This is a genomic window from Paenibacillus sp. FSL H8-0283 (assembly GCF_045040675.1).
Lineage (GTDB): Bacteria > Bacillota > Bacilli > Paenibacillales > Paenibacillaceae > Paenibacillus > Paenibacillus amylolyticus.
Map to the genome: position 1 here is coordinate 1,785,630 of NZ_CP150295.1, position 23,003 is coordinate 1,808,632.

Annotated in this window: 32 protein-coding genes; 28 read left to right on the plus strand and 4 right to left on the minus strand. The window is 39.6% G+C overall.

Annotated elements, in window-relative coordinates; genetic code table 11:
* Positions 1-7: 7 nt before the first annotated feature.
* Complete coding sequence (locus MHI52_RS08000) at positions 8-283, minus strand: hypothetical protein (protein ID WP_405158802.1); 276 nt, start codon at positions 281-283, stop codon at positions 8-10.
* 243 nt (positions 284-526) lie between these two features.
* The gene (locus MHI52_RS08005; protein WP_405158803.1) at positions 527-673 is read right to left on the minus strand and encodes a hypothetical protein; all 147 of its coding nucleotides are present in this window, start codon (positions 671-673) and stop codon (positions 527-529) included.
* Between the two features lie 158 nt (positions 674-831).
* Here MHI52_RS08005 and MHI52_RS08010 point away from each other — a divergent pair, with 158 nt between their 5' ends.
* The 6 genes from MHI52_RS08010 (at position 832) to MHI52_RS08035 (ending at position 4,220) form a co-directional block, all read left to right on the plus strand.
* The gene (locus MHI52_RS08010) at positions 832-1,161 is read left to right on the plus strand and encodes a DUF3024 domain-containing protein (RefSeq protein WP_405158804.1); all 330 of its coding nucleotides are present in this window, start codon (positions 832-834) and stop codon (positions 1,159-1,161) included.
* A gap of 135 nt (positions 1,162-1,296) precedes the next feature.
* A complete protein-coding gene (locus MHI52_RS08015; protein WP_339286111.1) occupies positions 1,297-1,941 on the plus strand; it encodes a DUF3885 domain-containing protein in 645 nt (214 codons plus the stop codon).
* Positions 1,942-2,056: 115 nt separating this feature from the next.
* Positions 2,057-2,536, plus strand: coding sequence for a hypothetical protein (locus MHI52_RS08020; protein WP_405158805.1), 480 nt, complete (start codon positions 2,057-2,059; stop codon positions 2,534-2,536).
* A 47-nt stretch (positions 2,537-2,583) separates the two neighbouring features.
* A complete protein-coding gene (locus MHI52_RS08025) occupies positions 2,584-3,150 on the plus strand; it encodes a histidine phosphatase family protein (protein WP_405158806.1) in 567 nt (188 codons plus the stop codon).
* A gap of 87 nt (positions 3,151-3,237) precedes the next feature.
* Positions 3,238-3,588 (plus strand): hypothetical protein, encoded by a 351-nt coding sequence (locus MHI52_RS08030; protein WP_076251666.1) that lies wholly within the window; start codon positions 3,238-3,240, stop codon positions 3,586-3,588.
* A 47-nt stretch (positions 3,589-3,635) separates the two neighbouring features.
* Positions 3,636-4,220 carry a chloramphenicol phosphotransferase CPT family protein gene (locus MHI52_RS08035; RefSeq protein ID WP_127544079.1) on the plus strand — a complete coding sequence of 195 codons (585 nt, stop codon included), beginning with the start codon at positions 3,636-3,638 and terminating at the stop codon, positions 4,218-4,220.
* A 51-nt stretch (positions 4,221-4,271) separates the two neighbouring features.
* Here MHI52_RS08035 and MHI52_RS08040 read toward each other — a convergent pair whose 3' ends face one another.
* A complete protein-coding gene (locus MHI52_RS08040; RefSeq protein WP_127544077.1) occupies positions 4,272-4,643 on the minus strand; it encodes a hypothetical protein in 372 nt (123 codons plus the stop codon).
* Positions 4,644-4,803: 160 nt separating this feature from the next.
* Between MHI52_RS08040 and MHI52_RS08045 the strand changes: the two genes are divergently transcribed.
* The 4 genes from MHI52_RS08045 (at position 4,804) to MHI52_RS08060 (ending at position 8,819) form a co-directional block, all read left to right on the plus strand.
* On the plus strand, positions 4,804-5,097 hold the full coding sequence (locus MHI52_RS08045; RefSeq protein WP_405158807.1) for a hypothetical protein: 294 nt from the start codon (positions 4,804-4,806) through the stop codon (positions 5,095-5,097).
* A 136-nt stretch (positions 5,098-5,233) separates the two neighbouring features.
* Positions 5,234-6,274 carry an ABC transporter substrate-binding protein gene (locus MHI52_RS08050; RefSeq protein ID WP_405158808.1) on the plus strand — a complete coding sequence of 347 codons (1,041 nt, stop codon included), beginning with the start codon at positions 5,234-5,236 and terminating at the stop codon, positions 6,272-6,274.
* A 1-nt stretch (position 6,275) separates the two neighbouring features.
* Positions 6,276-7,052, plus strand: a complete 777-nt coding sequence (locus tag MHI52_RS08055; RefSeq protein WP_036610604.1) for an IucA/IucC family C-terminal-domain containing protein — start codon at positions 6,276-6,278, stop codon at positions 7,050-7,052.
* Positions 7,053-7,097: 45 nt separating this feature from the next.
* Entirely contained in the window at positions 7,098-8,819 is a 1,722-nt protein-coding gene (locus MHI52_RS08060) for a helix-turn-helix domain-containing protein (protein ID WP_405158809.1), read from the plus strand.
* Positions 8,820-9,071: 252 nt separating this feature from the next.
* Here the strand turns inward: MHI52_RS08060 and MHI52_RS08065 are convergent, their stop codons facing one another.
* Positions 9,072-9,392: a hypothetical protein gene (locus MHI52_RS08065; RefSeq protein ID WP_405158810.1), complete on the minus strand. Its 321-nt coding sequence runs from the start codon at positions 9,390-9,392 to the stop codon at positions 9,072-9,074.
* Positions 9,393-9,495: 103 nt separating this feature from the next.
* Here MHI52_RS08065 and MHI52_RS08070 point away from each other — a divergent pair, with 103 nt between their 5' ends.
* The 18 genes from MHI52_RS08070 (at position 9,496) to MHI52_RS08155 (ending at position 22,972) form a co-directional block, all read left to right on the plus strand.
* Positions 9,496-10,119: a lipase family protein gene (locus tag MHI52_RS08070; RefSeq protein WP_405158811.1), complete on the plus strand. Its 624-nt coding sequence runs from the start codon at positions 9,496-9,498 to the stop codon at positions 10,117-10,119.
* Complete coding sequence (locus MHI52_RS08075; protein ID WP_405158812.1) at positions 10,047-10,706, plus strand: hypothetical protein; 660 nt, start codon at positions 10,047-10,049, stop codon at positions 10,704-10,706. Before MHI52_RS08070 ends, MHI52_RS08075 begins: the two co-directional genes overlap by 73 nt.
* A gap of 1 nt (position 10,707) precedes the next feature.
* A complete protein-coding gene (locus MHI52_RS08080) occupies positions 10,708-11,013 on the plus strand; it encodes a WXG100 family type VII secretion target (protein WP_024633865.1) in 306 nt (101 codons plus the stop codon).
* Positions 11,014-11,422: 409 nt separating this feature from the next.
* Positions 11,423-12,028, plus strand: coding sequence for an oxidoreductase (locus MHI52_RS08085; RefSeq protein ID WP_405158813.1), 606 nt, complete (start codon positions 11,423-11,425; stop codon positions 12,026-12,028).
* 165 nt (positions 12,029-12,193) lie between these two features.
* On the plus strand, positions 12,194-12,664 hold the full coding sequence (locus MHI52_RS08090) for a GNAT family N-acetyltransferase (protein ID WP_405158814.1): 471 nt from the start codon (positions 12,194-12,196) through the stop codon (positions 12,662-12,664).
* A 110-nt stretch (positions 12,665-12,774) separates the two neighbouring features.
* Positions 12,775-13,014, plus strand: a complete 240-nt coding sequence (locus tag MHI52_RS08095) for a hypothetical protein (RefSeq protein ID WP_405158815.1) — start codon at positions 12,775-12,777, stop codon at positions 13,012-13,014.
* Positions 13,011-13,460, plus strand: coding sequence for a hypothetical protein (locus tag MHI52_RS08100; protein WP_339286131.1), 450 nt, complete (start codon positions 13,011-13,013; stop codon positions 13,458-13,460). Before MHI52_RS08095 ends, MHI52_RS08100 begins: the two co-directional genes overlap by 4 nt.
* A gap of 97 nt (positions 13,461-13,557) precedes the next feature.
* The gene (locus MHI52_RS08105; RefSeq protein ID WP_036669362.1) at positions 13,558-13,788 is read left to right on the plus strand and encodes a hypothetical protein; all 231 of its coding nucleotides are present in this window, start codon (positions 13,558-13,560) and stop codon (positions 13,786-13,788) included.
* Positions 13,789-13,869: 81 nt separating this feature from the next.
* On the plus strand, positions 13,870-14,505 hold the full coding sequence (locus MHI52_RS08110; protein ID WP_036610570.1) for an AAA family ATPase: 636 nt from the start codon (positions 13,870-13,872) through the stop codon (positions 14,503-14,505).
* 104 nt (positions 14,506-14,609) lie between these two features.
* Entirely contained in the window at positions 14,610-14,984 is a 375-nt protein-coding gene (locus MHI52_RS08115; protein WP_282318932.1) for a hypothetical protein, read from the plus strand.
* Positions 14,985-15,095: 111 nt separating this feature from the next.
* Complete coding sequence (locus MHI52_RS08120) at positions 15,096-16,901, plus strand: serine hydrolase domain-containing protein (protein WP_405158816.1); 1,806 nt, start codon at positions 15,096-15,098, stop codon at positions 16,899-16,901.
* Between the two features lie 706 nt (positions 16,902-17,607).
* Positions 17,608-18,078: a hypothetical protein gene (locus tag MHI52_RS08125; RefSeq protein WP_036669369.1), complete on the plus strand. Its 471-nt coding sequence runs from the start codon at positions 17,608-17,610 to the stop codon at positions 18,076-18,078.
* Between the two features lie 59 nt (positions 18,079-18,137).
* On the plus strand, positions 18,138-19,094 hold the full coding sequence (locus tag MHI52_RS08130) for an SHOCT domain-containing protein (RefSeq protein ID WP_405158817.1): 957 nt from the start codon (positions 18,138-18,140) through the stop codon (positions 19,092-19,094).
* A gap of 162 nt (positions 19,095-19,256) precedes the next feature.
* Positions 19,257-19,640 (plus strand): hypothetical protein, encoded by a 384-nt coding sequence (locus MHI52_RS08135; RefSeq protein ID WP_405158818.1) that lies wholly within the window; start codon positions 19,257-19,259, stop codon positions 19,638-19,640.
* A 192-nt stretch (positions 19,641-19,832) separates the two neighbouring features.
* Positions 19,833-21,233: a hypothetical protein gene (locus MHI52_RS08140; RefSeq protein ID WP_405158819.1), complete on the plus strand. Its 1,401-nt coding sequence runs from the start codon at positions 19,833-19,835 to the stop codon at positions 21,231-21,233.
* A 423-nt stretch (positions 21,234-21,656) separates the two neighbouring features.
* On the plus strand, positions 21,657-21,842 hold the full coding sequence (locus tag MHI52_RS08145; RefSeq protein WP_405158820.1) for an aspartyl-phosphate phosphatase Spo0E family protein: 186 nt from the start codon (positions 21,657-21,659) through the stop codon (positions 21,840-21,842).
* A 36-nt stretch (positions 21,843-21,878) separates the two neighbouring features.
* Positions 21,879-22,181, plus strand: a complete 303-nt coding sequence (locus tag MHI52_RS08150; RefSeq protein ID WP_405158821.1) for a hypothetical protein — start codon at positions 21,879-21,881, stop codon at positions 22,179-22,181.
* A 191-nt stretch (positions 22,182-22,372) separates the two neighbouring features.
* Positions 22,373-22,972: a hypothetical protein gene (locus MHI52_RS08155; protein WP_315373366.1), complete on the plus strand. Its 600-nt coding sequence runs from the start codon at positions 22,373-22,375 to the stop codon at positions 22,970-22,972.
* Positions 22,973-23,003: the final 31 nt, after the last annotated feature.

A 23,003-nucleotide genomic window follows, 5' to 3' on the forward strand; every position in this document is an offset into this window, starting at 1 on the left:
CATAGCCTTAGTTAAGAAGCCAAGTATTATATGCTCCAATTATGCAAAAATCAGTATCATTTCTTCCATCTCCTTCAATTCTAATCGGTACCCATTGAACGTTTCCGTTCTTTGTATTGGAGCCAAGTGTTGCGAGAATAGCTACAATCACACTTACTATAATTGACACTTTAGTTCCTGAATCATAATTAAGATTATAAGGCTCTCCAAAAGTGATTTTTTCTTGTGACGAATTGTAATATGAAGTGCGACACCTACTGGAAATAAATAAAAAAGGGCCCATGGCCGGATTTGTGTAAAATGAAAGTTCTCACCCCCCATTCACACAAGGAGAAAATCCACCATGAGCTACACACATCTTAGCATAATCAAACGTAGCAAGAAATCCTCCACCAGCAGGGCAAAAACTCACGAGCGATCGCAAGGGAGCTGGGCTCTAACACGTATTCATGCATTTGAAAGTCTAAAATGAATGCACTTGCGAAGAAGTCGTTGACATCGTATAACATAATTTTTAATCAGCTACCTAGGGGGATGCACCGCGATCATTGACACGGCGCTCTCCCCGAGAGCTGCTGCGCCTATGGGAAGCGCCACGGCTATGGGGTTGTGGCGCTTTTTGGCGTGCATCACGCAGCGTAGCAACGGTGGATGCACCAAGTGCTGTCATCACGGAAGTGTGGTCGTGATGACAGCACCTCAACCTCACGTGGCTTGCCATTGCACAAGCCGCGTCCCGGTTTCTTTTACAAGTAAAGCATCATTTAAATCGGAGAAAACATCATGATATAATCAAAGCAAAACGGATCAAGGTAGGAGAGCTAGAGAGCAATGGATGATTTTACGAAGAAACGCATTGAAAAGATTATGGACCATTACACTGGAAATGTAGTACCTGAGCATGTGAAAAGTCAGATAAAGATTAGTTATAAAATCAGAGGAAACCATGTGACGTTGATTGAAGAAAGACAAGCCTTTCAAAGCGATCAATGGGTACAGATGCCGGTAGCACAATTTAGATTGGGTGAGAAGGTATGGAAAGTGTATTGGCAGGACAGTAAAGGCAAGTGGCATTTCATCGATGATATTGAACCGAACGAAGATTTTGAAACACAGCTCAAGATCGTGGACGAAGGTCATAACGGAATGTTCTGGGGTTAATTTTTCTGAAAAAGCGTTGGAGGATTGAGTAACCCAATTATTGAAAGATCTGAATATCAAACCGCAAACCTTTGAAGAGACGGATACCTTCTTTAATCTGGCATTCATCTTTAAAGTGAACTTGGAGGTCACAGAATGGATCTGAAGACGTACCTGGCAGAGCATTTTCCAAACCTGATCTTAGAGCCGCCTCTTTTTTATAATTGGGATGCTGCAATACGATTCGAACTTGGCAATCCACTGATGTTTGGAACGAATACGGAGCATTACATGGAACAAGTTTATCAGCGATCAATTGAATTATTTAAGGCTCTTCATGATCAAGAAGATGAAATCCTATTAATAACTCAAGCTTATTTTGCAGATAAGCCCAAACACAAAGCGAAGAAATTGAACCTGTACAGAAAATATATCAAGAAGAAAGGGCCGATTAGAGCCTTGAGCCTTGAGATATTTCCAGGTTTGGATTGTGAAACGGACGACATCTCAGACCCAAGGAACAACATGTATAGGTACTGGACTAAATGTAGAGTTGAGGACTTGAGATATAATCAGTTAATCAAAGCTATATGTAATCATGATGTTGGAATTAAGCCAAAGATATATCATAGGGTGTATTTCATTAATATAAGTAAGAAAACGATATTTCATATCTATGATGATAGAGGTTGCGATGTTATTTCAGCATCAAGGGAAGAGCTAGTGGATACCTATAGAGAATATAACGATTGGATTTTAGATTATGATAGAGACAGAATTAACAAGGTATTTTTAGGATAGTGGGTTGGATGATCCAATACAATTTTCTGATGTTGATCGCGCAGGGATAATGTATTATTTGAAACACAGGTTTGAAAAGAATTTTAAGAGTGTTCCGATGTAAGGAGTATGGATTATGGATAAAAAAGAGAAGAAGTTTATTATTGCTATAATTGTACTTGCTGTAATTGTATTAGGAGTTATATGGTACCTAAAAGTAGGCTATCTATTAAAGAAACCAGAGATGCCCGAAGCAAATATTGCAATTCAAACCCAAATGGTGGATGGCGGTGCGATCAGTTTACGAAATGCTGATTACACGGAAAATCAAATCAAGGTTGGATATGAAGTGAAAGGATTTAGTTTGGAGGAATATAATATTGCTTGTGAGCTTTATCGTAACGGACATTTGATTTCAACTTCTGGCTCAACAGGTGGAGGTTTGATAGAACTGGACGAAAAGCATTATTACTTCATTGGTTATGAGAATATAACTGAAATGAATCTGCCTGAATCTATACATCTAAACGTGGAGATTAAAGTAATACCTAATGATTTTAGACAAAAATCGATAACTTCATCATTTGACGTAAGTCTTGATAAAGAAGTGAAATAGATTAAAGAGGGCAGTAAATTTTGATAAAAGAAATTCAAGGGGGTCCTATGAAGACCATCGTTTATATGGTAAGGCATGCGGAGTCACCGTATACGGAAGGAACGGAAAGAACGAGGGGGCTTACCCTACAGGGCAAGATGAATGCAGAACGAATAACGGATATATTAACGAATGAAGGAATACATTCCATTGTCTCAAGTCCTTATGCCAGGGCGATTCTAACCTTAGAGGGTGTGGCAGCAGCGTTAGAATTAGATATTCAGATCATGGAGGATCTGCGGGAAAGGCATTTTTCAGATGATATGATTGCGGATGAAGAGTTCGAGCCTGCTTCGAAGAAGATGTTTGATGACCCCAATTACGCATTGCCAGGAGGCGAGTCGAACACGGTTTGCCAAGATAGAGCAGTGGGCGTGTTGAAACAGATTTTAGAAGAATACAAGGGGAAAAAAGTGGCGATCGGCACACACGGACATGTAATGACGTTGATGATGAACTACTTTGATTCGAGTTACGGATTGGATTTTATGAATCAAACCAAGAAACCGGACATTTATCGATTACAATTTGACGAGATGGAATTAGAGAACGTGACAAGGCTATGGAGCGAATAGGGTTAAAGTGAATAAGCGAGAACGCTTGTTCATAATTTTGGTTACAGGTAAAGTATAGATATAATTGAATTTTAAGGGGTGACTCCAATGACGTTACAAAACTTGTTTCATCAAAAACCAACGAAGTTATGGAATGAAAGAATGATTGAAGGCGGAGATGAGCTTTTCACAGAAGAGAGATTACTGATGTCTGATCAAGCCCTGGATACATATTTGCACCAATTAATAGCATTACAAGAAACGAAAGATTCTGAGCGCATGATGAAGGCTGTAGAGGAAGTAGTGCTTAGGTTTAATGAAATGAATGAGGCCAATGGTTACTTTATTGAGACGATGGAACGTGAAGAATTGGCTGATTTTATAGACAGGGCGGCTAGGCTGGCTGGATTAGACATCCAGGAGGATGAAGATATTACGGAAGAATGGAGAGAGTGGTAATTCGGCAGAACAGTGTTTTCCGATTTTGAATGATAAGGGTGATCAATATGGAACGAGGACTCATTATATTTTTGAACGGAACGTCAAGTTCGGGGAAGACAAGCATTGCGATGGAAATGAAAAATCAGGGAGACATTCCGTTTCATCATCTATCTGTAGATCGATTTCTGCAAAATTATGATCAATTCATTGATACTACATACCCAGATATGAAACCAACAAGAGAAGTAGAGCACCATGTCATGACAGATATCCTGTTCGACCCCATCAATTCGATGTACTGTGCAACCATTAAGCTGTTTTCGGAAATGGGTTTGAATGTCATCGTGGATACAGTCATCAGCAATGACAAGTGGTTTAATGATTTTTATGAGTTACTATCGGATTATCCGATATTGTTTGTAGGCGTGCAGTGCTCGAAAGAGGAACTCACCAGAAGAGAGCAGAGCAGGGGAGATCGCGAGATTGGACTTGCCCATTCCCAGTTCGACTACATCTACTCCTATGATGAATATGACCTGGAAGTAAATACGGAAGAGCTTAGCTCAGTTGCATGTGCGGAAAAGATATTAAGTTATATGAAGTCTGATCAGGAATACTTGGCATTTAGGAAGCTAAGCAGAAGAGACTAAGAGACTGCAGCTGATTGCGTCAGATCATATGATATCTATTTCAAATGAAAGTCAGGGATTCGGCCAAATCTTTTTCTTAGAGTTGCCAGGACCTAATAAGTAGATTTCATCAACACTCCCATAAGCATTAGAAAATGAAATTGTGAAGTCTTTACTACCACCGATAGGAAGTTTACTGCCTTTAATCTGAATGAATAATGAATTGTTATGATGTGAGAGGTAGTAGCCGTGATATCTGCTAATACTGTCTGCAAATCCACCTTTTATAGTAATAAGCTCAGGAGAAACTTCAGTTCTCGTAACCATTGTCTCGTCAGGATCGACAACCTTGTTCAACATATAAAATCCAATGATAATAGGAACAACGACAATAATAACTGCGCTAACAATAATGCTAAACTTCATGTTTGGTCGCATATTCATGATTCACCTCATAATTAGATGATATGAATCGATGTCTCAATACTCATTGGGCATCGATTTATTGTATTTAATCAGAACAGAATTCAACGTTTAGAAATATTAGGCTCATTTAAATAATATACTAATTCATTTTTTTTGTAGAGATAGGTGGAGGTCACCGATGGAAATTAACGCTAAGAATCCAGAAGATCATATCCAACACATGTTACAGGTAATCATCGAAAAAACACAATCCATCATTAATGATAGCAGTAAACAATCCCTCGGCTCACTGAAATATTTCCTGGGACATATTGTAGAGTATCGCGATGTAAAGCAATACCTGACAGATGAGTGGCATATCCGCACACCGCGCTGGCTAGGGGAGTATGGAAATACGCCGGAAGAAGAAGAGCTTCTTTCAGACATTTACCGACTGCAAGCATATATCACTGAAACATTAAAGGGCGGATAAGCGGCTTACGATGTCGCATTAGTCCGGCTCAAATGTCGCAAAAGTACATGGTAACGCAATGCAGAGATCGTTTATACTCTCTTTATGTTTCGATAATGAAAATCATTATCAGTATTATACATAAGGGGGATTCATCATGAATCAAGGAACAAAGGGGCAGGCTGCCGGAAGCAAGGCATATGCTGCTCACAAATCACGATTATTCATGGGCTTGATGTTGGCCCTTATTCTTGTCCTGACGGCTTGCGGTGCCGGAACAGGTACAGATAGCGGTAAACAATCTGCGGCAACGCCAGCGGAGACACCTGCGAATGCAGAAACACAGACAGATGGAGCTTTTCCCGTAACGATCACACACATGAAGGGTGAGCTGACGCTAAACGAAAAACCACAGAGAATTGCAGTCCTTGATGTTAAATTTCTGGATCAAATGTTAGCGGTTGGCGAGAAGCCGGCTGGCAGTGTTATCGCTGGAGGAAACACCGATTTTCCAGAGTACTTAGGCGATCAGCCAAGTGATGTGCAGGTTCTGGGTACACGGGACGAGCCTAATCTGGAAGCGATTGTAGCCTTGGACCCAGATCTGATTATTATGACGGATTTCCAGGAGAAACAGTATGAGAGTGTAAGCAAAATTGCACCTACCCTGGTACTTGATTTTTACGAAGACTGGCGTGATACGTTAGCCACAGTTGCTAAGATTACAGACAAGCAGGACGAGGCGGAGAAAGTGCGCACAGCCTATGAAGAGAAAGTTGCTGGACTGAAGGCGAAGCTTTCAGAGAAAATGGGAGATGAAACGGTAGCCCTGATTCGTCCGAGAAAAGAAGGCATTCGTGTTCATGGGATCGAGCATCGTACAGGCGGCATTCTGTATCAGGATTTGGGCTTAAATATGCCTGAACTCGTTAAGGAAATCAAGGATGATACCTCTGTTGAAATCTCGATGGAGAAGGTTCCTGACATTGGGGCAGATCTTTATTTTGTGCTGTCGGATGAGCTGTTTGCGGCAGAGGCAGAGGCGATGGTGAGTAATCCCGTGTGGAAGTCCCTTGATGCTGTGAAAAATAACCGCACGTATGACGTTAACTCAACATTGTGGATTGCATATTACGGACCTCTTGCGATTAATCTTATTGTAGATCAGGCATCGGAAGCCCTGCTCGGATCGAATTAATATGAACCCATATCTCTCGACAGACTTATGGAAAGAGACAGTGGAGGATTATTCGATCTTGCTCGGTGAGCCACCTGAACATAGTGTCCGTACCATTGCTCTAAGTGAGTTGCATGACGAAGCGGCATGCCGAGAGTACATCAGCTGGTTTCAGGAGTATATCGATGCTCCTGACATGAAGGTTGCCGCTTCCATGTTAGCCAAGCGAATTGGCTATCTGTGGACGGCTCCGCTGGTGACCGCGATGACTTTTCATCATCAGCATGTTTCGTTTCAGCTGGAGAACAGCTTTCTCTATCATCCGGCGCTCTCAGATCATGAGGGCGGCACACGATTTCCTTTTCTAGCGGTGAATGGACTTCAGGCTGAAGGACTAACGGGAGACAGGGCAGTGTGGCGGGAAAAGGTGGTCGAGGAGATGTTTGCAGTACAACTTACACCGCTGTTAAAGACGCTTGCTGCGATTGCGCCACTTTCGATGAGTATTCTCTGGGAGAATATCATGGTACGTATCGGCCGACTATTCGCTCCTGATGAAGCCGAGACTGAGCAGGAAAGTAAGATCATTCGTGAGGACTTTTCATATCTGACGCAGGTGGCATCCGGGGAAGTGTTTGGTGAGAGGAAGAATCCGTTAACCCGCTTCACCGATTGTAAGGACAATGTGCATGTTGCCAAAAGCGAGCGAATTACCTGTTGTTTCTATTACCAGATGTCAGGCGAATATTGTCTCAAATGTCCGAAAATTGACAATGAGAAAGAATCTCAACTAAAATGACAACAGCAACAACTTTACCTTTGCGATTGTCAGGAGATGAGAAAAATGCCGCTACAAGAACAGACAAGTCTATGGAGTGATACGGCGATCAAGATGCTTGACGGGTATAGCGGTACTTTGCAGACAGGCAGCGTTTTACACGAAACGGATTTAACTTCAAATGTGCTGCTGCTGGCATATGGAGGGGAAGGGGAGCTTGCAATGGATGGCGAGGGTTGCCACATTGGAGCTTCTTTTGCCTGTCATGTGGTGAAGGGATCATCCTTTACGCTGACGGCCAGATCAGAGGACATTCATTATATTGTGATCAAATACAAGGCTTCTTCCATGGAGGGAGCCTCTATTGCTATGCCTTCGTACCGAAAACATCCGCTGCGCAGGTCATTTGTTCAAAACTCGGCAACCCATGCGGAATGGATCGAAAACGCCGAAAAAATCGTTGCCAAATGGCGCCGCGGTGAAGGACTGGAACGTTTCTATGCCAACGCTTTACTCCAAGGAATGATCTACGAGCTGATCATGGAGTATGAACGTGGTCAAGGGGGAGCGGAGTCCGACATGGTGGATGTAGTCGCTTCTTATATCACATCGCACTATCGTCAAAACTTGGAGCTAAAAGAGCTGGCAGCCCTGGCGGGCTGTAGTGTAAGACAGCTGCAGCGCCGCTTCAAACAGGAGAAGCAGCTCGGACCGATGGAATACGTTATTCAGCTGCGTATGGAAAGTGCCTCACGCATGCTGCGTAATACGGATGCGTCCATTGGGGAAATTGCTGAAAAAATGGGCTACCGCGACATGTATTATTTCAGCAGAGCATTTAAAAAATATAATGGCGTCCCACCGCTACATTACCGGCATGCCGCCGCTTCGAGAAGAGATGCAGACTATGCGAATGCCTTGTTGCAACATCGCACAGCTTCTTCCTATGAAACAGCCGAAGGCCCGGTCATCTGCCATATGCGCGGGGAGTACACCGTCACCGAAATACCACAGCGTATCGCTGTCCTCGATGTGCAATATGCTGATCATTTGCTTGCACTGGGCTTGCCTCCGGTAGGAAGTGTCGGACTAGGAAGTACCGTGTTAACGTTCCCTCAATCACTCCGGTCAGGACTCAAGAATACAGCATTACTTGGTACGTATGAATACCCCGATCTTCCGGCGGTAGAGCGACTTGCGCCGGATCTGATTATTTGCACCGAGGTGCATGATCAGCACCATGAACTGTTAAGTGGAATCGCCCCAGTACTCATGTTCAAGCGTAACGAAAACTGGCAGACGATTCTAAGTCTGTTCGGTGAACTGACAGGCAAGCGAGCAGAGGCCAAGCAGATTATCGCGGATTATCATCGTCGAACAGCTTTGCTATCCGAGGAATTGTCCTCTGTACTGGCAGGAAAAAGTGTGGCATTGATTCGTCCACTGGATTCCCTCGTGCGCGTCCATTCTGCTGCACATCGCACAGGCGCTGTGTTGTACCGGGATCTGGGTCTGCCCGTTCCGCTATTTGTTGCAGATACCACCGACACGGCCTATCATATCTCGGTTGAGAGATTACCGGCAGTACAAGCTAGCCACTACTTTTTGCTGAGTAATGAGTTTATGCAGGATGGGATATCTGCGACAGAGACGAGGGTTTTGAGAATGCTGGATGGGGGTGAGCAACAGTGTGTACATTCTGTTGATGCTGCATCATGGATCGGCTGTTATGGGCCAACAGGTATTAATGGGATAGTGGATCAAATCGAGCAGGCGTTGTTGGGATGAGAGGGAGTTCTGATGTGACTCCCTCTATTTCTGTATATTCAGAATTCATCGAATTAGTGGATAACTTCTTTAAACAGAGGTGTATCTTAACTTAAGAACACAATCATTCTATTATGTAGGTCGCATTTGTTTCTTCATTTTATTGTTACGGAGAACGTTGACAGAAGTAATTGACGAAAGATACAATCCATATATTCCCTATATTTTCAAATTGTTTATATAGATTGATCGTTTAAAAATAACTTCAACTCTCTATTTGGAATTTGATTTTTTGGATATACCTTCAGGAAGCGATAGTGTCTTAATACTTAAAGGATCGTAGTTCACGAAAACAAATACCTTCTTTTTCTTATCGCCTTCAATGTAGCCATGGAGGCCTAACGACTTGGCTAGATCGGGAGGAGAGAATTTATACTCCGTAAAACGAACGGCTACACCGTATTTTTCAAGAACATAATTTGCAGCGAAATTCTCGGCGGAGGATACAATCATCTTTTCCTCTTCGGAGGCACATGCTCCGAGTAAGAGAGATGAGATGATTAAGAGTACGAATAGGAAGAAAGGTTTTCTCAAAAAGGACACCTCTACTTTCATAGACTGGTATTAATATACTATAAAGATTGAAATATCACTAGTTTACATAATCATATCGAAATGTTCAATTCAGGAGGTATTTATGCGGAACGATTACATTAGCGATGAGTTGTATAAGGAAATATCTGATCTTGCCTACCAGGACAACGTTACTGCCGGAGCACCGCTTACAGAAGAGGGAGATTATGCACAATGGAAGGTCATTGAACCTGAAGGTGCCGAGCTCCACAATAAAGTGTCGGGTTTCGATTCCGTCATCCTCCACAACAATCAGACGAATCAGATTGTCATCGGTTACCGCGGAACAGAGCCAGGTGGGAGCTGGCTTGGGAGAGCAGCCGATTACGAAACAGACGTGTTCGATGTTTTAGGTGGACGCACCAGAGAACTGGAGGATGCCGTAACTGACCCTAATCATCATAACATTTTCAAGAAAAGTTTTATTCAATCCATTAAGGACGATATCAATTGGGAGAACAATCAATTTCATCAGGCGGAAGTACTTTATGAACAAGTCAAAGCAAAATATCCTGACGCAAGTATCTCTCTTACGGGACATTCGCTTGGAGGTGGTTTAGCACAATATGTGGCAGCACGTACTACAAAGGCCAGGATTTTGACTCGGCCAATGCGATGTACCAAAACTGGAGGCTGCAATTCCAGCTCATGGTACCGATTCGTCCGATGGGGCCCAGCGGCCCGTTAGTCACATACAATTTCCCAATTGATATCGATCTGGACAAGTTTCAGGTCGGTAATATTGTTCGATTGATGGACTCGTTTTCCAAAAAAGAAGGCAAAGGATATCACTCGATGAACCAGTATCAGTTTGATGAACAGGGAAACTTGGTCGGTCCACTTATAGATCGCGCCACGGGGAAACAAATTGACATCTCACCACGCTGGAATGCTTATCAGGAATCACGGATGGCTTTGTCAAACCTCGTTGGCGGGTTTGTGGCTCCCTTGATTGCGGCTGTATCCAATGGAAAGTCAGGTCAAGGTGGTGGGACAATCCGACTAACGCCGGAGGAATTGGCACAGGCAGCCAAGGAAATGCGCTTTAGTCTGAGCGGGTTTTCCAATGATGCACAAGCTTCCATCCGAATGTTCAAGGCTTATACTTCCACAAGTGAAAGCCATTCCTTCACGTCAATCGCGTACGAAGCTACGGCGACACTGGAACGAATTAACCGTTGGTATCAGGAATCCATCAGCGAGATTGCCGAGTACATTGAACGCAAGCACGAAGATTTCGTTCAAGCAGACCCGTTCTTAACGGGAGGTAATTGACATGGGAAGAATATCGGTATCTTTATCCGATCTGAGAAGAGCCGTTCAGCAATGTGAGCAGTTGCAGGAGCGCTTAGTGCAGCAGGAGCAGAAGATGCGTTCAATACATAGTAGACTGGAGCAAGATTGGGCAGGAAATGCTGCCACAACGCTAGGATTCAAAATGCAATCTTTCCTGAACGGGACATCCAGCCGAATGGATGAATTGGAGGCGCATAAAGAAGCATTGCGACGATATATTCACAGGATGGAGGAAGCTGACCGTGAGGACTTCAGAGACCGGAGGGAGCACAGCATGCTGAGCTGAGATATTCGAAAAGTGGTATGCAGATGCCATTGCAATATGGATCGGCACAGGATTGTAATGTAGAAAGCCTGAATGTCAATCCACGAAGTTATGACATTCAGATGATGTGGCGAAGCGATACGTTCTACCTTTTAGAAAATTTGATATGTTCCAAATGCATCGGAAGGTCGTCGGATTCCCTATGGGATGAAGAAGGACCTTTTTGTTTTATTACTATAACGAAAGGTTCGACTGCATACTCGCGTCCTGTACAACCCTGCATATATTCAGCGTATTCAAAGCCCATTGGATCGATTGGATAAGGGTTTGAGAAAACTAATAAATCTCCCTTATTCGCCAATTTCCTTTCGCAAATGTAACAATATGGGTTATCATATACGTAGTTCAGGCACTATTAGGAGGTGATTCAATGAAAAAAAATATAGCAATAATCATACTAATGGTTGGATTGGTAATAAGCATGTACTTCAACTATCAATTCAAAGCGTACAAAGATAATCAAGAAGTTGAATACACGGTTAAACTGAATCATGGAACTCAAATGGGTATAAAAGAATCCATCTACAATTTAGATAATGTGATAAAAAGCTTAGAGGACGGCTCTTCCAAGGAAACAGTCATATATGCCTTAGGAAATGTGGCGGTATCTTTGAAAGTTGGTGAAGAATCATTCGTCTTTCTGAATTCCGACTTCAAGGAAGATCAATTATCATCAACCAATTTAATCTACAATGTGTTTAGAGATATGTATACGTATATAAGAGTCGAAATCACAGAAGACATTTTATCGAATAAGGTATCGCTAGAAAAAGAATCGAGAAATCAACTGATTAAGGATATAGGAGTGCTTAAACAAGATTTGGAGTATATCGATAGTCAATTTAACGAGGATATTCTGAAAGAACAAAGTCCTAAGTGGATTGAAAACAAATGGAAAGAGTTAATTGGAGAGATTGTAAATCGAAATACGGATTATAAGTTATATGAAAGAATGAAAATGAAATACAATTTATAATGAGTTCGTGAGAGACTATGGATATAGGCGGGTAACCCCGCACCAACTAACTGTGCTCATGCAGCCGCACCCTTTCGGGTGCTTTTAAGCCGGTGGTGGGTTAGCATCTACAAAACGACATCAAACCATAAGGAGGCCAATTTCGTGATTAGATTGTGTAAAAGCATGGATATGGATGTAATGTATCAGATTATTAATGATGCAGCAAAGGCATACAAAGGAGTAATTCCTGACGATAGGTATCATGAACCTTATATGACATTGGAAGAGCTAAAGTGCGAAATGAACGATGGTGTAGTATTTTGGGGGTTTGAAGAAAAAAATCTATTATTAGGAGTTATGGGAATTCAAGATAAGGGTGATGTATGTTTAATTAGACACGCATATGTACGAACAAACCAACGGAATAGCGGAATAGGTACGAAGCTTTTATCTCATATGGTGGCTTTAACAAATAAACCGATCTTAATAGGGACATGGGACTCAGCTGAATGGGCTAAGAAATTTTACTTAAAGAATGGTTTTAAAATGGTATCACCTGATGAGAAGAAAAAGCTATTAAATACCTATTGGAATGTTCCAGAAAGACAAATTGAGACCTCTGTAGTCTTATGCGATAGCAAGAGGGCCACTTGACAAAATTTCAGAATATACAAGTTGAAATTAAATTAGAATTGGTTTCGTATAATATCATATTCCCGCGGAGGGGCTTGTGCCCCTTGATCTGCCCGTAATATTTCTGTGAAATGGATAAGCAGGTACATCCATTCCCTAAGATAAGGCTATCTAAAGGGGGGCGTCGTGATGCTGGAACATTCCAGAAATTAATAAATCGAAACGAACCTATATTTGAAAGCAAACAGCTAGACAATGTCTATTTAAAAGGACTTAGAAAATATACACAGATTAGACTAGCGATTGCACTTGAACTTGCAAATAGGGATCTTCAAGATGAAGAGAAAAAATTAAAGGAGTTTCCGAATTGAAGAATCAAAAGCGTTCAATAATTTTGTTATTTCTTTTAATATTACTAGCCCTAACTGGTTGTAGTTCAAACAGTGTAAAGACGGATGAAACTGTTGAGAATGGGTTGAACATAAACTCGATATCAATTGGACTGGGAGGGAGCGAAGGAGATGAAGGTATTACAGTTGTAACATATCATTTCAATCTATGGAATAGGACCAATAAATCAATAACGCTAAAAACAGTTGAACCAATTATAAGTAATGAGATTCAGGAGCGATTAATCGATAGAGACATTAGATTGGACATAAATAAGAAAGTTGATGGTAATACTTCGGAAGCACTGACAGGTACTTTTAAATTAGATACAAAAGGGCTTGATAAAGAAGGAATAATCAAGTTAAACATTAATGTTAAAGAATTTAATATAGCATTTGAACAAGTCATAGGAATAAACGAACCTTAAGGCTCATCAATATCGGATAACAAAGTGTTTATGATGTGTGACAGGTATCCTTTTTGCTGAAAATAGTGGTGTTTTTCTTAAAGGAGGATCTTAAATAATGAGAAAACGACATTCTATTGAAAAAGCGGAGTGGTCAGAAACAAGAGAGAACCAGTATCACAAAGACTGCAAGAATATTGTATTTTCATTTGGCGATAGACTCATTGAAGAGGGTGGCACGGTTTATTTGAAACGAAAAGAAGTCGAGATTAAGGTAATAAAACCTCTTAAAAGAAAAACATTCTGGTATGAAACTTGGCTGAAGATCAAAGAAATCTACAGTACATAGTCTAATGAAATTCAACATGATCGCTTAAGAGCCAGTGAAGGTTGATTAATCATTTTGTGAGTAATATTTGGAGGTAATTGAATGACGATAATTTGTCTCGAAGGTGCCAGTTCTGTAGGTAAAAGTACCACTTGTCAGCAGTTCGCTACACAATATGATGCATTTATTGTTCCAGAAACAGGGCTTCTTTTTGAATCTCCTCAACTTGACGGTAAGGAACTTATGATGTGGTTGCTGGAGAGACAAATCGATAGATGGCATATAGCATATGAGAAGAATCAACAACATGAGTATGTGATTTTGGATGGCGATGTATTTAAGATTTGGTACAGCTGGATATATGGTTATGAGCACCTATCTTTAGATGAAACAGCAAACTTCTTTAGAGAGAAGTTATTGAAGAATGAAATATCATTACCGGATGCTTATGTACTGTTCTGGGCTGAAGAAGATGAGCTGCGCAAGCGAAAGGAGATGGATCAGACAAGATCCAGAAGAAATTTTGATAAACATCTGCGCATGATTGAACCTCAAATGAGATACTTCCATTATCTTAATGAACTGGTACCAGGATATGTAGGGATTCATAAAGCAGAGACTGTAGCAGATAATATACATCATATTGTAAAGCATAGCGAGACATTACCGGACATAAAAAAACGAGAGATCGAAATCTTTGATAGAGTAATTGATTTTTACAAGAGTACTACTCCTTAATCTTAGTGTGGCTTTTGATATCAGATCTCAAAGCTATTCTAGCTGTGTCTTGGATAACTGACCAAATACTGCGATCAAAGAAAAAGAAATATATGAGGTGGGTTATGGGCGTAAGAAAAAAATATAAACGTAAAATCATTCGCTCTAATCGATTATTTTATTGGTATGTTGAACCGGATATTGACGATGAAGGAATAATCAAGTTACATATCGTTTCTGAGGATAAGAAGTTAATCGTCACTTATGAAGTGGGACAACACAGTATTAAGAACAAGCCCCCATTTATAGTCATCATCGGAGAAGAATTTGAAGGCTGGACAACAGAATATATAGGATACAGAAGAGTATTAACACCGCAATGGAGCGATGAGATCATCACGCCAAAATGGATAGGTGAAATCATTGATTGGTGTCTCTTGAAAGATAAAGAAATAAACATTGTTAATTGGAAAGGTGAGATTCTTCGGCCTCTCTCCTAGATGGATTGTAATTGCATTTGAAAAAAATTTGGAGTCATATGGACTCTTTTGAAAACGCATACGTGAAAACAAGAGATTCAATTAATATTTAATATAAAAGGAGAGAAGCTAATGCAGATGAATCGTGGACATCACACGGCTAACAAAGTAATCGCTTGTGTTCTGTCATTCATATTTATCATTATGGCAATAGCAGTACCTGCCCACGCTGAGGAGAAACAGGTTGAGACTACACCATCCAGGATTCCGTTATCCAAGTTAGAGGAAACGATTGATGCTTATGTTGCCTCCTATGAGAAGTGTACCGCTGCCGTTTCGGTTGTGGCTATCAAAGACGGTGAAACCATTGTGAATAAGGCATATGGTTACGCAGATATTGAGAATCAGCGAAAGGCGGATACCTCCACTGTTTTTGAATGGGCTTCGATCTCTAAACTGTTGGTCTATACGAGTGTGATGCAGCTTGTAGAACAAGGAAAGCTTGATTTGGAGACGGATATCAGAGAATATCTGCCAGAGGGATTTTTCAAAAAGCTGAGGTACGATGATCCGATTACCCTAATGAACCTGATGCATCATAATGCGGGTTGGGAAGATCAAACAGCGGCCGAGGTGTTTTATTACTCCGAGGATGAAACGTTAGAATTAGGAGAAACGCTGCGTAAAAATGAGCCGAAACAGATCTATAAACCGAATAGCATCGTGGGTTATTCAAACTATGGCGTTGGTCTAGCCGGTTACATCGTGGAAGAGATAAGTGGCCAACCTTTTTATGAATATGTCGATCAACATATTTTCGAACCGCTTCATATGAATGACACTTCAATTCATCCAACGGGGCAAGATCATCCAGACCTAGTACATAGAAGGAATGAGATTGAAGGGTATACAAAAGATTTGAAACTGATCCCTGAGAACAGAGTATACGTTACGTTTTATCCTACAGGGGCAGCTATTGGAACAGCAGAGGATTTAGGGAAATTCTTAGCAGCGCTGATACCTGTGGATGATAGCAATGTATTATTTAAGAACATGGATACGTTAAACGAAATGTTGTCAACAAGTCTATATTATGAAGGTACTTCTACTCCGCGATTTGCGCATGGGTTCGTTGAGATGGAATACTGGGTGCCTACACTGATGCACGAGGGGAATTTAAAAGGATTCTCCAGTAAACTTGTCTTTGATCCCGAATCTAAATTTGGGATGGTTGTCATGACAAACCAGTCTTTTGAAGAAATTTATTATTATGGGCTTATCAAAGAAATCTTTGGCGATAACGTAAACTCTAATATTATTACTTCGGAGGGGGGAGGATATTTTCAATCCGCACGGCGGCCAGCCGCTAGATTTACCGATTTATTCAGGCAGCTTGATATAACCAAATTTTCAAAAGCTGAGTTAAGTAGTCTTTATAATGTGGTCGAGCATAATGGCGTTGTTGAGAAAATTTCCTTCACTCCTTACATGGATTACTTGCCTGTATCGAATGTAAAGGTGAACTTACTTAAGATATCTCTTATTCCGGTTGCGCTAGCCATCATTTTCAGTTTAATTGCTTTGATCGGCTATCTAATCCGGATGCTTCTTAACAAACTATATAAACGAGGAAATCCTACCACCAATTTAAATAAATATCATCTTGCCATTAATTTTGCAGGTGTGGCACTCCTTCTTAATCTTTTCATCCTACAAACGAAGTTAAGGTTTCCGAATTATCCTGCGTATTCTTCGTTGCGCATCAATATAATGTTTAACCTACTATATGTTGTTCTAGCAGTGGCGTATCTTGGCTTGCTTATGTACAAACTGCGTAAGAACAGTTACAGCAAAAAGCAAAAGGTGATGTACATCATGTCTGGCATCTCGGCGTTCATATTGGCTGCTTTTGTTGTGGGATGGAATTTGTATGTTTAGAGTGGATCGTGCGTGGATGATTTCCATATACATGTGATATTTTAGGACGAATCATGAAAACGCATTAGATACAAAGACAGCAGTTCTTTATTGGGATCTGTTGTCTTTCTATTTGTCCGCTAAGTATGAAACAAAGTCGAAGCGCGAAGAAATATTGATCAGTGCTCTTATTGAGATCATTCATTGGCTTGCTGCATCAACCAAACGACCATTTTCAATGATCTACTGTTACCAAGTAAATTTTCCTACAATGGTTCATTAGCATGCAGATTGGAACATGTTCAATATTCATTAGTTGAGGCATATCATGGCTATTCATCTGTTGGAAAAAAGGGACAGATCTGCGTCTTACATCCTAGACCTGATTGTTCATAGGACTGCACGTACAACTGAATAATACAAAAAAATGAAAGATTGAAACTACTCTTTGAGATCTTAGAACTGATTTTTTGTTTGGTGATTAGGCAAAAAGATCTAAAAATAGTTCTTATAGCACAAAAAATACTCTTCGCAAATGTCACAAAATGGTTTATTATGTATGTAGTTCAGGAAAATACATTATCAAGTGGTATGTGAAGGCAAGTTATTTAGTTGTCATAAATCTTATACACACCTATGCATGAGTGTGTTTCGAAACGGGCTAAATAAATTATTTACAAAAAAATGGTGATAATATCACTTAAATCCTTACAAAGGAGAATATAACATGAGGATTACAAACAGATCTTTTTATCATGGAGTAGCATTAGCAGGAATTACTGAACATGAGAACTTCACTTCGATTAACAGAATATCTAATATTAATTCATTACATGCATATCAATTAAACCATGATAAAGGGTTGTACATTAAGTATACTGCAAAAACGGGTAAATCTTGGAGATTCACGTTTACTCCAGAACACCAAGTAGAGGTTACGAAAATATTTAAGCAATTCCCAATGAATACATATCTAATTTTTGTTTGTGGAGAAACAGGGGTTTGTATAGTAGATTTTGAAACATTTGAATCTTGCATTGACTTAAACCAAATAGAAAGTGAATGGATTGAAATATATAGACCGGATGGCGGCAGTTTTAGAATAAGGGGGGCTAATTCCGAACATAAAAGATCGATACCCTTAAATAACTTCCCTAAAATCCTATTTGAAAAATCTGTATCAGGTATATCAAAGTAGTTCGGAATTAAATCAGGAATTTATATGGTTATTAAGAAAAATTACAGGAGTGATTACTAATGTCGAAGCAAGAAAATACAAATTCACTAGAAGCAATTGTAGTTAATTCATTAAAAGTTCCGGGAGTAAAAGTAAATCGTCAAGAGTTTTTGACACATATATTAGCGAGTAAAGTGAGCAGTGGTGAACTTCTAGCTGCTCTTGATAAGGGGCCAGTTGATGCAGGGATTTCTGTTAATTTGCTCAATAAACTAGCAAAAAGTCATATTGAAAAAAGAACATTACAGAGTACAGGAATTTCTTTTGCAACAGGACTTCCCGGAGGAATTGCAATGGCGGCAACCATTCCAGCCGATACTTTACAATTTTTCGGAGTAGCATTAAGACTGGCCCAGGAACTGGCATATTTATTTGGTCATGAAGATTTGTGGGGAGAGCAAGGTATAAATTCAGACAGAGTAAAATCAGAACTAATAATTTTCCTTGGGGTAATGTTTGGAGTGGGCGGTGCGAGTTCTGCTCTTAAAATAATATCTGCAAAAGTGGCACAGCAAACGTTGAAAAAACTTCCTCAAAGAGCTTTGACGAAGACAATATATTATCCTATCGTGAAAAAAGTAGCATCCACAATAGGAGTTAAAATTACTAAAAAAACTTTTGCCCAGGGTCTATCTAAAGCCATCCCTTTAGTAGGCGGGGTGATTTCAGGAGGAATGACATACGCTTCAATGAAGCCTATGGGGAATAGACTACGTAATGAGTTGTTTGAAGTAGCCAGTAACTATTCAGAAAAAGATTTTGTGAATGATATGGAAAATTTCAAGAAAGAAGTAATTGATATTGGATCAGGAGAAGAAATGGAATGGGATGAATTAATTTCAGCAACCAGAGAAGAGCCAGCAAAAAAAGTTGAGAGTGCGGCCGATGAGATATTAAAGTTCAAACAATTGTTGGATTTAGGCGTAATTACAGATGAAGAGTTTCAAAAGAAGAAAAACGAACTTCTGAATATGTAGATATTATTTTTCGATAATTGAATAATAAAATAACACCAATTGGAGTGTATGTATGAGTGGATCAAGGTGGTTGTATTTAAGTAATGATCTGAAAGTCCACAGAGTACCAAAGCCTAAAAATAGTAGAAATTTAAGCCTATTAAAGAGTTAGCTGGGCAAGAGGTGCTCAAAGTTTTCCTATACTATGAGACGTTTGAAAAGAAACTATCAAAATTATTACTTCTAGAATTTAATAGAGTAACTTTGGATTCAGAAGGTTCTTGTGAACTAACTCAAGAGGAAATGGATAAGGCATTATATAATTTTAATGAATTCGGTTTTGTTACTCCAGAAGAACTTGCACAACGAGACGGCCCCTTATCTTTACCAATTGCTCCTGTGTTGCCGAAAATTCAAGAAAAAAAAACACTATATAATAACTTGAAGGAGAATCTAAATCCGCTATCACATAATGCACCATACATCATGGAGGAAAGGATAAGTGCTTTGAAGCAAATTCATAAAGAGCATATTGAATTAATAAGGAAAGCGGCCAAGTTAATATAATCCTGGATTAAACAACCTAAATATAATTTTTAAGGTTGTTTAATGTAACAGAGAAATTTATATTGGAGCTTCTTATGCAACATTTACCCACCAGAAAAAATGAATAATAAAAGGTTCTAGAATAGAAGGAATCTAGCTAAGCTTAGGTGAACTGGAGATAAATAAATTATACGATAAAAAGGAGTATTCTTAGTGGGTTATGATGAAATAGTTCAATTATTAGAAAGTAAGATACCTGATTATTCTAAAAGTTCTGAACTACATCTTTTACAATTTCATGTTCACGCCTATAAATTTATTGCTGGGAAAAGACATCCAATGGTGGTTATGCTATGTAAAGCTTTATTTAACCTTGATCAGTGTATGCAAGGGTATGCAGAAACAATGATTGAGAGAATTGCTTCCTTCAATAAAAAGAATTTTGAACAGGTTATCCAGGTATTTGGGGAGATACATGTACTAATGCGTGCTTCCATAGTTTCTGATAATAAATTTATTGTATCCGAGCCTAGAAAGAAAAAAACAGACAAAAATCCTGAACTTAGGTCTGTAATTAATGGTTTATTTTATGCTGCAGAAGTGAAAACACCTCAATTATTCCGATATTCTAATCAAAGACAGTCTGGATTTCAAATAACTTCACAGTTGTCCGTTGAAAATTTTGATTTTCTGAAAATTAATGAGAAGATAGTTACCTCTAGAGTATTAACAGTAAGGGACTATTTGGTGAGTGCGGAAGAAAAGTTCAAGGCCTATACCGAAAATGATGAATATAAAAATGATTTTCGTCTATTGTTTATAGTTTGGGATGATTATATTAATGAGCCAATTAGCGCATTAGTTGGCCCATACAGTGGGTTATTTACTGAAAATTCTTTTCACAATGAATCGAATTTTAGTATTATTGATGGGGTTTTTATAGTTAGGCACCAACATCAATTCTATAGGATGCTCCAATATGGAGAGCTTGTCAACTCTTATACGGATGTATTTCAATTTGTAAAAGAACAATTTCCTGCTGCATTTATTCAAAATCCATATGGTAGGAAGGTCCCGGAGTCAATCTTGCTAAATTTTGGTGCTATAAATCCAAACGATGTATTTTATCTTGCTGAATATCAGACAACAGACTTTGTTGACTGGCGTTCTGGTATTGCTCTTTCAGGACTTAATTCTATCAGTCAAGAATATCATCAAAGGGTTTTTAACTTGTTTAAAGATCTCGTATCAGAAAGAATCGAACGGTATATTAACGATATCGCTCTATTTTCAAATATAAATCTTTCGAAAATCATGGAAAATTTAGAGCAAGGTTCCGATAATGATGTATTATTAGAAAAATTAAAAAAGACTATTTTTTCAGTGATTCGGGTTCAACAACATCAAGTTGAAGACAGGGAGAAGAAAAATTGGGAGTCTTATAATAAAAAAAGAGAAATGTTGAATGGACACCTTAAAGATTTATACCATCAAAAAAAGAAATCTGAATTGGAACATCCTTGCCCTTGTGGAGGGAAGGATATTTATGAAAATTGTTGTTTTATCAAACTATCAAATTATAATTATGTCTCATATTCAGATAGTATAGGATAGTATAAGAATTGTAGGATACTTTATCTAGTTTCTTCACCAGCCCAATAATCTAAAGTTTCCGCTTCATTATTATTTTCAATCTTGAACGAGATAATATTGACTTTCCAGATGGAAAGACCCGGTGTGATTGATATCTAAACCGAGTGTTTGCAGTCTGGTGGGAGTTCTCTTTATTTAATACCTTTATTTTTGCTGTTAGTTTAATCTGTGAATGACTAATATTTTGACACCGAAGGTTTATTTCGGTGTTTTTTATTTTTAATTCGATTTCCACATTAAAGCGATTATGGTTTAGCTTATAATTTGAATTAAACGAAGATATTTGTATACAACATTGGGTATGAATAATTCCATTAAAATGACTGCTCACGTCTAGCATTAACAAGACATGGCGCAGTTTAGACCCATCAGAGAGGTGGATGTATGAGCCGGTTGCTTGACTTATTGGAAGAGGAACGGCGCAAGCTTAATCAGCTTGGAGAGGCATCCTTGAAGCAAGCGATTCCGTTGTGGGACAATCCGGAGGTTCAGGAACAGAGCCGAAGGGTGGATAAACTGGTGGCACAAGTGAGTGAAATGAAGGCGAGACATAACCGAGTTGTACGATGATGAGCGAGGTACATAATGCGTAGGGGAGGAGAAACTATGGATTTTCCACCGTGGATGAAACGAGCGATTCAAGCAAGACTGGAAGAGGTATCTTCCTGGATTGAGCATGATCCTGAACTGAGTCGTGTACGTAGAGGAACAGATGAAGCGTTCGAAGCTTTGTTTGCAGGTAAAGATGTCGAGCAAACACCTGAATATACTGAGTGGGAGAATCGATATATTGTCAGCAAAGGCATAGAAAATGAGAGGTTGTATATGCAGGGACTACGAGATGGCATTCAGCTCACAGTATCCTTGCTGGGTCAGTCGATACCAGAGGAGACCAATACAGAGGCTTGATCCACTAAGGCGAACCCATAAGTCAGGGGGAAGCTACCTCGATCTTAACTTTAAAACCGGAGCCGAAGCGTGAATCTATCGCTTCGGCTCCGGTTTTAATGCTCTACTTTTCAAATTCTAAATTAAGGAAAGGAGGGCATTGAGTATGTGTTAAGCTTAAACAAACAAAGGTAAAAGTGAGGTATGGCTATATGAAAAAAAGATCTAAATACTTAATCTTACTCTTCATGTTTATTGCGATTGTGTTTATTCTGCTTTTTTTGAATACGGACGAAAATGAAGCCAATGAGCCAGTGGTTAATGGCAATATCATTCACGTCAAAAACTTTGATCTGGATGCCAAATCAACGAATTTAAAGACAATGACACAAGGATCGATATTCGTTGAGAGTGAGAAGCAGCATATTGATCATATCAAAGTAGTAGCACATGTAGAGATTGACCCCGCTGACTGGGGTGGTGTTGCATTCTATATCCCTGATCAATGGAGTGTCTCCAGCATCACCAGCAGTTATCCTGAACATCAACCGAAGTTGAAGCCTGCTGAGTATGTATCCACCTGGATGAATTCTTCTGATGACTCTTCATGGCGCACAATGATTGAAATTGGGAGAGAACGAAATTACATAGCAAATGGCGGAGGTACTGGAACGATTGTGATCGAATTAAGTCCAGATAAAAAGGGGATGTCCCCCTCTGAGTCATTAAACATTGGTATTGAGGTCGGATCAGAAGAGAAAGATGGAAAAAGAGTTATGGGCACAGATTCTGTTGAAGTTCCTGTATTATAAAGTGCTGGGTTAACTAGATATAGAAAAACAA